The sequence below is a fragment of the Corynebacterium sp. HMSC071F07 genome, from assembly GCF_001810285.1.
Lineage (GTDB): Bacteria > Actinomycetota > Actinomycetes > Mycobacteriales > Mycobacteriaceae > Corynebacterium > Corynebacterium simulans.
In genome coordinates, this window is sequence record NZ_KV800716.1 from 51,683 (window position 1) to 61,260 (window position 9,578).

Below are 9,578 nucleotides of genomic sequence, written 5' to 3' on the forward strand. Positions count from 1 at the left end.
GCGGTGCGCTCCGGGGTAGTCGGATTTCGCCGCGCAAAGGTGAGTTCAAATTCAGTTAATGAATCCCGTGGTACCGGCGGCGGCAGCAGCTGCTGCTCCAGTTGGTCGAGAATCTCGATATATCCGGTACCACGGTTTTCCGCAACGTACCCATCTCCGTCACCGGCAGGAGTCACCTCCAGCAACGCAGACAAATGCTGATTGCGCGCGCTAGACATACCCGCAGTGCCCAATCGATCAACGGTGACCGTTCCATAAAGACCACCGGGGTTGAGGATCTCCAGCCGGTCGACATACAGGTTCACTTGTACCTGCGTGCCCCGCGCCTGCGGCGAATAGTCACGGTGCATAAGCGCATTAGCGACTGCCTCACGCACAGCCTCCGGAGGATAGTCCGGCAAGTCCTTACGGAAGACTCCCTCGATTACGCCTCCTACGCGCATATTGCGTCGGACTGCCCGCACGGCATCCGCGACCAGCACCGGAATGGGCCCCACCAGACTTTCGTTGTCGAGGAAGCGCTGCTTGCCCATCCCGGCCGATTTATCGGTGCCGGGATATGCTGCAAAGGTCACGTTGAGCCGCGGGAAAAACTGTTGTGGGTAAGTGCCCGCTACCATAAGCCCGCCCAGAGTTGGCACTAATTTTCCGTTGTCGTTCCGGGTAATCAGGTGGAGCGCTAACATCGCCTCTTCATCGCTCAACCGTCCAAAAATGCGTTCATGGATGGAGCGCTCGCGGGCCAAGATCTCGGCCACAATGTCAGGATCCAGATCGTCGATGTCAGCATCCGGAACCGGCTCCAGATCCCATTCCGGCTGGGTCTTGTTTTCCTCCAGCCGGTCGATCTCGTATGGCTTTAGTACGCGGTCCCCATCATGGACCCGGATATAGCTGCCGTGATACTTCGACTGAGAAACGACCCAGCAAGGCTTCTCAAAAGGAGCACATTCGGGAATGGTGCCAACGACAATGCTCGCGCCCTCCCACTCAACAATGTCGATCTGGGCGCGAACCGACGGAGTCACGAGGTCTGCACATGCGCCAGCCAGGGCATCCGCCATGGCAGTAGCATCAAAGCCTGGTACCGGAACGAACCCGTTGTCTTCATCCAGCCCCAAGATGATGATTCCACCGGTCCCGTTAGCAAAGGCAGAGATAGAGCGAACGAGCTTCTTGGGAAAACCTCCCACAGCTGCCTTGACCTCTACGGCGCGCGTATCGGTGCCCTGAGATCGCAGGCTTCCAATGATCTCGGCGATCTCCACCTGGTCATCGTCCCAGACCACAATCACTCACCCCTATCAGCGCTCAACGCTCCTGAACACCCTCAAACACTACACACAACACTACACACACTGTGGTGTGTTGTGTAGTGTTCGCACGTGTTCCTCGTCCGAAATCCCCACAGCACGGAACGATCACGCAGGTCAATCATAATTTTTCCGGTCTGCGCAACACTACATACAACACTCCACCCAACACTCCACAGTGTGGAGTGTTGGGTGGAGTGTTGGGTGGTGTATTGAGTATTAAGTGTTATGTTGACGAAGTTCGGCTTAGTGGCCGCGCTCCTGTTCGAGGGCCTTGCCCTCGTTCCAGAACGGGGCCAGCTTGTTGTCGAACATGCTCAGCGCGGAAGCAATGGCCATATGCATGTCGAGGTACTGGTAGGTACCCAGGCGGCCACCGAAGAGAACCTGGTTCTCCTTTGCCTCGGCCGCTGCGAGGCGTCGGTAAGCCTCCAGCTTGGTGCGGTCCTCTGGAGTGTTGATTGGGTAGTAAGGCTCGTCGCCGGACTCGGCGAAGCGCGAGTACTCCTTCATGATGACGGTCTTATCCTTCGGGTACTTATCCTGCCGTTCAGGGTGGAAGTGGCGGAACTCGTGGATGCGGGTGTAATCAACGTCAGCATCGTTGTAGTTCATCACCGGGGTGCCCTGGAAGTCGCCGGTCGGCAAGACCTCAAGATCAAAGTCCAGGGTGCGCCAGCCCAGCTCGCCCTCAGAGAAGTCGAAGTAGCGATCCAGCGGGCCGGTGTAAACAACCGGCGCATCCGGATTCTCTTCGCGAACTTGTTCGCGAACCTCGAACCAATCGGTGTCCAGCTGGACGTCGATAAGCTCGTGCTTCGCCATGTTCTCCAGCCATGCCGCGTAACCGTCTACCGGCAGGCCCTCGTAAGTGTCGTTGAAGTAGCGGTTGTTGAAGGTGTAGCGAACCGGCAAGCGGGCGATGTTGCCCGCCGGCAGCTCCTTCGGGTCGGTCTGCCACTGCTTTGCGGTGTAATCGCGGATGAATGCCTCATAGAGCGGACGACCAATAAGAGCGATGGCCTTCTCTTCCAGGTTCTGAGCTTCATCAACGTCGAACTCGCCGGCCTGATCCTTGATGAGCTGACGTGCCTCATCCGGCGAGTAGTACTTGCCGAAGAACTGATTGATAAGGCCCAGACCCATTGGGAACTGATACGCGGGGCCGTCGTGCATAGCAAAGACGCGGTGCTGGTAGTCCGTGAAGTCGGTGAACTGATTGACGTAGTTCCACACGCGCTCGTTAGAGGTGTGGAACAGGTGCGCACCGTACTTGTGCACCTCGATGCCGGTCTCCGGCTCCGCCTCCGAGTAGGCGTTGCCGCCCAGGTGGTTACGGCGCTCGACGATGAGCACCTTCTTGCCCAATTGAGAGGCCGCACGTTCTGCAACGGTCAGGCCGAAGAATCCAGATCCAACAACGATGAGGTCATAAGAAGTCATGTACCCCACCTTATTGGAGATCGCCCTTGTCGCCGGGGATGACACCCACAAAGAACTTCATCAAGAATGCGCTTTTGACGCGTGTCGGAACAGAATTAACAGAAACAACATAAGTAACATTTTGCGCAACTGTTAACTTTCGTAATTCGGTTTGAGCTGTCTAAACCACCCGCACGCGTTACGCAAAACCTCAATGGAGATAACGTGCAACTACGACGCCGTCTCGTTCCTACCAAGTCGAAGTGGTCCACTCCGATCATCGCTGCTGTCACCTCTGTCTCGATGGTTGCGGCTGCCGCCTTCGGTGGCCACCAAGTGCTGCGCACCCAAGAAAACGGCTCCGGCCCCATCGAAGTAGCTTCCGCCTCGACGAGCTTTGGCGACGGCGAAACCGTTGTGGTCGACGACGCTGCTATCTCTGCCCAGGGCGAAGGCGACGGCCCCCGCGCCGTCAAGCAGTTCCACCGGGACGAGCCTTTCTCCATGTTCGCCGTGACCTGGAAGGGCGCTCGTGACGTCGCCGCTTTCGTGCGCGCCAAGCAGGCGGACGGTTCGTGGTCGCAGTGGTACGACATGGACAACTCGGGTTATACCAACGACGATCCGAACGCCACTAACGGCACCGAGCTGATTTACACAGGAACCACCAACGACGTGCAGGTTTCCATCAACAACGTCGATCTTGTCTCGGGCACCAACCTGGACAAGAGCTTCGAGGAAACCCCCGTGGAAGAAGACGGTACGCAGGCCCCAGAGTCCGCGGCACCGGAAACCTCGGCACCGGCGGCGTCGGCAAGCCAGTCGCCTGCTTCCGCACCGGCGGAGGACTCCAATCAGTCCGTGATTGAACAGGCCGCGGAAGCAGCAGCCAACCCGCAACCGGCGCCGCTGCCGTACAACGTCGGTGACATTGCGCCGGTGGCTGACGTGCAGGAGATGGACACTAAGGATTCCGGCGCACAGGATTCTGACGCACAGGATTCCGGCGCGTCGGCAAACAACACCAGCACCGAGGGCATGGAGGCTGTCTTCATTGACGGCAATGCGCAGGCTGGCGAGGCTATCGAGCAGACCGCTGTCACCGACGGCATGCCAAAGGTCGTCTCCCGCGCAGGCTGGGGTGCGGACGAGTCTAAGCGCTGCATGGGGCCAGACTACGACGACGGCGTTAAGGCACTGACCCTGCACCACACCGCGGGCAGCAACAACTACACCAAGGCTGATGCTGCAGCGCAGGTGCGCGGAATCTACCAGTACCACGCGCAGAACCTGGGCTGGTGCGATATCGGATACAACGCACTGGTGGATAAATACGGCACCATCTACGAGGGCCGTTACGGCGGCCTCGATAAGGCCGTGCAGGGCGCACACGTTGGCGGTTTCAATACCAACACGTGGGGCATCTCCATGATTGGTAACTACGAAACCGCAGCACCGACGGAGCAAATGCTGAACTCCGTGGCGGAAATCGCCGGCTGGAAGGCCGCGATCTCCAACATCAACCCGAAGGGCTCCACCGACCTGGTCTCCGGCGGCTTCGGTGGCTCCCGTTTCCCAGCAGGCGCGGTTGCTCACGTTCCAACCTTCCACGGCCACAATGACCTGCACTACACCGCCTGCCCAGGCCAGTACACCGTGGCACGTTGGGGCGATATCCGCAATGCGACCTACCGCAAATACCAGTCCATCAAGAACGGCACTGCCGGCTCCGGTGCGCAGTTGCCATCCAACGATGGCACCAACACGAACACTGGGACGAATACCGGCACCACGACGCCGGGTACCAATAATCCGGGTGGAAACACCGGTGGAACCACCGGTACGAACGGCGCTACCTCCTCTCTGGGCGGCGTCCAGGTGCCGGTTGCAGTAGTCCAGGCGGTTGCCGGTATCGCCGCGACTTTGGTCGGCATCTTCCTGTCTCGCTCGGGCCAGAAGGTCGACGGCAATAAGACCGTCGTCGGTGGCCTGACCACCTCGGAGATTCCAAACATTGTCTCCAAGGTCGTCCAGATCTCCGGCAACCCGAGCCTGCAGCAGTCCTGGACGGCAATCCTGAACGCCTTCGGCCCGGTTCTCGGCCTCGCAGTAGGCGGCCCGGACTTCAAGGCGGGCATTGTCTCCCAGCTCTTTGAAAACGGCGTTGTTCTCTCTTCCAAGGAAGCGGGCACCCACGCCCTGACGGGCAAGGTCGCTGAGGCTTGGTCCGAGGGCGACAACTCCACCAAACTCGGCCTGCCGACCTCCGACGAGGTCTCCACCGGCAACGGCCGCGAAATCCGCGTGGACTTCCAGGGTGGCTACATCCAGTACGACCCAGCAACCGAGAAGATTAACGTCTTCACCGACTAGTTGGCAGGGGGTGTCAGCCCCTGCAGGATTAAGATGCTAGAACCATTGTTCTAGCACCTTTGCCACGCCCGATTGATGGTTGGCCATGGTGACTTCGTCAGCGGCCTCCTTCACGGCAGGATGCGCATTGCCCATGGCGACGCCGCGCCCCACCCACGACAGCATTTCGATGTCATTGGGCATGTCCCCAAAAGCGATTATGTCGCTACGTTCGATGCCGAAGTTCTCCGCCAGCCAGGACACGCCCTTGCGCTTGGTCACGTTGGGGGCAGCGACTTCGAGGATGCCCTCCGTCATCGAATAGGTAACATGGGCAACCGTTGGGTCCACCCGCGGAGCAATCAGATCGTAGAGTTCAGGGGCGCTAAATTGCGTGTTACGGATAAGCAATTTCACCGCGGGCTCAGCCGCTAATTCATCGATGGAAACGACCCCGAAGCCGTCGAAAAGCGCGTTCTCGGAATAGTGGGGCTCCACCACAAAAAGCTCTTCGACGGGGTCGGCAAGCGAGGTCCCGCCGCGTTCCGCGCCGAAGCCTGCTCCCCCAAGCGGCTCCAGTACCTCCTGCGCCACGGCGATGACGTCTGTGATGGCCGCGGGCGAGAGCGCGTGCACATTGAGGAGCTTATCTTCCGCGGAATCGTAGATGACGGCGCCATTCGACGTCACGCATACCGGGCGGACGGGCAGCTGCTCGAGCACGGGCGCAATCCAGCGGAACGGGCGCCCGGTGGAAAGCGCAAAGTACGCACCCGAAGCCACGGCTCGGGCGATTACTTCACGGTTTCGCTTGGTGACGCGATGGTTCTTATCCAACAAAGTTCCGTCGATGTCACTGGCAATAAGGCGCGGCGCCCATAAGGAATCAACCATGCCCCACAGTCTACTTCGCGCCCGCAGGCAATTAGTGCCTCCTGCAAGAAATAAGGTCCCGCACCAAAAAAGATGCGGGACCTAGAGCGCGCTAGCTCATCGGGAGCTAGCGGGAGGGTTGCCTACTGAACGACGTCGTCGTCTTCAGAGTCTTCCCAAGCCAGGGAACGCTTGATGGCGCGCTTCCACTCGCTGTAGAGGTTGGAACGCTCCTCCTCATCCATCTTCGGGCTCCAGACCTTGAACTCACCGCTGCCGGTGTCCAGACTCTTCAGATCCTCGAAGTAGCCGACCTGCAGGCCAGCGGCGAAGGCAGCACCGGTTGCGGTGGTCTCCACGTTCTTCGGGCGGTGCACCTCGACGTTCAGGATGTCCGCCTGGAACTGCATGAGCAGCTCGTTGTGGGTCATGCCGCCGTCGACGCGCAGCTCGGTGATCTCCACACCGGAATCGGCAACCATGGCATCGGCGACGTCGCGAGTCTGGTAGGCAGTTGCCTCCAGAACCGCACGGGCGATGTGATTACGGTTAGCAAAGCGGGTAAGACCAACGATGACGCCGCGGGCATCCGGGCGCCAGTACGGCGCAAAGAGTCCGGAAAAGGCCGGCACGAAGTAAACACCGCCGTTGTCTTTGACGGAGCGGGCCATGTTCTCGATGGAGGCCGCGTTCGGAATCATCTGCAGGTTATCGCGCAGCCACTGCACCAGGGAACCGCCCATGGAGACCGAGCCCTCGAGCGCGTAGACAGGGCGTTCACCCTCGCGCTGGAAGCACACCGTGGTCAGCAGACCGTTCTCGGAGAACTTCGGGGTGGTACCGGTGTTCAGCAACAAGAATAGGCCGGTGCCGTAGGTGTTCTTTGCAGAACCCGGGCGGAAGCAGCCCTGGCCGAACATTGCTGCCTGCTGGTCGCCGAGGATGGCGCGAATCGGCACACCAGCCAGGGAGCCGCGGGCACGCACAGTGCGGAAGTCGCTGAGGGAAGGACGAATCTCCGGCAGCATGGAGGTAGGAATGCCCATCTCCTTGCACAGTTCCTCATCCCACTCGAGCTTTTCGATGTCCATGAGCAAGGTGCGGGATGCGTTGGTGACGTCGGTTGCGTGAACTGGCGGCTGGTCGCCGTCGCCCTCGGCGCCACCGGTCAGGTTCCACAGCAGCCAAGTATCGATGGTGCCGAAGAGCAGGTCACCAGCCTCGGCACGCTCGCGAGCGCCCTCGACGTTATCGAGGATCCACTTGACCTTCGGGCCTGCCGGGTAGGAGTTGATGACCAAGCCGGTGCGGCGACGCCACTTGTCCGGGCCTTCCTCCCCCGCCAGCTCCTTGCAGATCTGGGTGGTACGGGTGTCCTGCCAAACAATTGCGTTGTAGACCGGTTCACCAGTGTTTTTATCCCACACGACGGTGGTCTCGCGCTGGTTGGTGATGCCCAGCGCAACGATTGACTCGACGGAGACGTCGCCGTTGGCCAAAGCCTCGCCGCCGGCGCGGCGGGTGTTGTCCCAGATTTCCTTCGGGTCGTGTTCAACCCAACCCTTTTCCGGGAAGATCTGCTCGTGCTCGAACTGGCCGACGGAGACCTGCCCGCCGTCGTGGTTGAAGATGATGCAGCGGGTGGACGTAGTGCCCTGGTCGATTGCTGCTACGAACTTGTTTTCGCTCATGGATTTACTCCTTGCGTATTTTCAAAAATGCGGTGAGATGCGTATTTAAGCCAAAGCCATGGAAAGGAAACCGATGGCTACTGCAGCAAGCAGCGGGGCGACGATTGGCACCCAGGCATAGCCCCAGTTGGCGCTTCCCTTGTCCTTGATGGGAAGGACGAATGCGTACATCAAGCGCGGGCCCAGGTCACGGACCGGGTTGATGGCGTAGCCGGTTGGGGTACCCAGGGAAAGGCCGACCGAAACGACGACGAATGCGACTGCGAAATACTTCAGTGCACCAATCTCACCGCCGGAAGGACCAAAGGCAATGAACATCAACAGTACGCAGGTACCGATGAACTCAGTGACCGCATTCCAGAAGTTATTCGGGTGAGCAGGGCCAGTGAAGAAGATGCCACCGGTGGAGGCGTTCGCACCGGTTTCATTGCCAGCTTCGTCGAGGTTATTGGCGTCGAAAAGCTGCTTGAAGGCCGCCCAAGCAAGCAATGCGCCGAGCATTGCGCCCAAAAGCTGGCCTGCGATGTAAGCAGGAACGAGGTTCCACTCAAGGCCGCCGTTGATGGCAACCATCAAGGTCACGGCCGGGTTGAGGTGGCCGCCGGAAGGGTCCGCCACGCTGGCGCCCACGAAAACTGCCATGCCCCAGCCCAGGGCAATGACAATCCAGTCAGATCCTTTGGCACCGGAGGTGCGCAGGGTAACCAAGGCGCACACGCCGTTACCCAGCAGGAGGAGCAGGGCAGTTCCGATGAACTCCCAGAGGAAAGCATCCATTGCGGTCATGCTTTTAGTCTTTCTCTTGAATGGTCCTTATACCTGCGGCTTGCCTGCCGCGCGCACGAGGATGTCGTTTGCTTCTTGGTCGGTCAGTGCTGCTTCTGCCTGCAGCTCGGCTTCGGTGTGCTGCTTGAATGCGGCGATTTCTGCCTGCTTGGTAGCATCGTCCCAGTCCAACAGCGGAGCGACGAAGTTGGCCACCGCATCGGCACAATCGACGCCGCGGTGTGCGTACTCAATGGCGATGCGCAGGCGGCGCGAAAGGATGTCATCCAGGTGCAGTGCACCCTCGTGGGTAACGGCGTAGCGCACCTCAGCCCACAGGTACTGCTCTGCACCTGGGACCGGCTTCAGCAGCTCAGCGTCTTCTTCTGCCGGAGCAAGGACCTCGCCCAGCAGGGAGCCGTAGCGGCCAAGCAGGTGCTCGATGACGTCCTGGTGCACTCCGTAGCGCTTAGCCAAGGTCGGTACCTGGTTAGCCAGAGCGTGGTAGCCCTCGGCACCCAGGATTGGGGTGCGTTCGGTGACGGACTCTGGAGCGTCGAAAGTCAGCTCCTTTACTGCCAAGTCAACGGCATCCTTACCAATGACGCGGTAGGTGGTGTACTTGCCACCGGCAACGGAGACGAGGCCCGGAGCAACCTTGGCCACGGCGTGGTTGCGGGACAGCTTGGTGGTGGTGTCGGACTTACCGGTCAAAAGCGGGCGCAAGCCGGAGTAAACGCCGACGATGTCGGAGCGGGTAATGGTGCGGGAAACGCGCTGGTTAACCTGATCCAGGATGTAGTCGATGTCGGCCTTGGTTGGTGCCGGATCCGGCAGAGATAGACCCTTTTCCCAGTCCGTGTCGGTGGTACCGATGATCCAGTATTCGCCCCATGGAATAACGAAGAGGACGGACTTCTCGGTGACGAAGCACAGTGCAGCATCGGCGTCGAGGGCGTCCTTCGGCACGACGATGTGCACGCCCTTGGAAGCGTGGACAGTGAACTTGCCCTCCACGCCGGCCATCTCTTGAATCTTGTCATTCCACACGCCGGTGGCGTTGATGAAGACGCGGCCCTTGATGGTGGTCTCGCGGCCGGTTGCAACGTCACGGACATGCGCGCCGGTAATGCGGCCGCCGCGGTCCTTTTCAAAGCCCACG

Annotated in this window: 7 protein-coding genes; 1 reads left to right on the forward strand and 6 read right to left on the reverse strand. The window is 59.9% G+C overall.

What is annotated here, in order from left to right:
- Positions 1–1,268, reverse strand: a 1,268-nt coding sequence (locus HMPREF2724_RS10725) for an ATP-binding protein (RefSeq protein WP_168164882.1), incomplete at its 3' end; no start/stop codon positions are given.
- 291 nt (positions 1,269–1,559) lie between these two features.
- Positions 1,560–2,756 (reverse strand): UDP-galactopyranose mutase, encoded by a 1,197-nt coding sequence (gene glf, locus HMPREF2724_RS10730; protein WP_070588551.1) that lies wholly within the window; start codon positions 2,754–2,756, stop codon positions 1,560–1,562.
- A gap of 204 nt (positions 2,757–2,960) precedes the next feature.
- Between glf and HMPREF2724_RS10735 the strand changes: the two genes are divergently transcribed.
- Positions 2,961–5,108, forward strand: coding sequence for an N-acetylmuramoyl-L-alanine amidase (locus tag HMPREF2724_RS10735; protein WP_070588552.1), 2,148 nt, complete (start codon positions 2,961–2,963; stop codon positions 5,106–5,108).
- A gap of 36 nt (positions 5,109–5,144) precedes the next feature.
- Here HMPREF2724_RS10735 and HMPREF2724_RS10740 read toward each other — a convergent pair whose 3' ends face one another.
- The 4 genes from HMPREF2724_RS10740 to HMPREF2724_RS10755 all read right to left on the reverse strand — a co-directional run.
- Complete coding sequence (locus HMPREF2724_RS10740) at positions 5,145–5,981, reverse strand: Cof-type HAD-IIB family hydrolase (protein WP_062036802.1); 837 nt, start codon at positions 5,979–5,981, stop codon at positions 5,145–5,147.
- 122 nt (positions 5,982–6,103) lie between these two features.
- Positions 6,104–7,651, reverse strand: coding sequence for a glycerol kinase GlpK (glpK, locus tag HMPREF2724_RS10745; RefSeq protein ID WP_070588553.1), 1,548 nt, complete (start codon positions 7,649–7,651; stop codon positions 6,104–6,106).
- A gap of 45 nt (positions 7,652–7,696) precedes the next feature.
- A complete protein-coding gene (locus tag HMPREF2724_RS10750) occupies positions 7,697–8,437 on the reverse strand; it encodes an MIP/aquaporin family protein (protein WP_061925072.1) in 741 nt (246 codons plus the stop codon).
- A 27-nt stretch (positions 8,438–8,464) separates the two neighbouring features.
- Positions 8,465–9,578: glycerol-3-phosphate dehydrogenase/oxidase (locus HMPREF2724_RS10755; RefSeq protein WP_141748382.1), on the reverse strand; the 1,114-nt coding region annotated here is incomplete at its 5' end.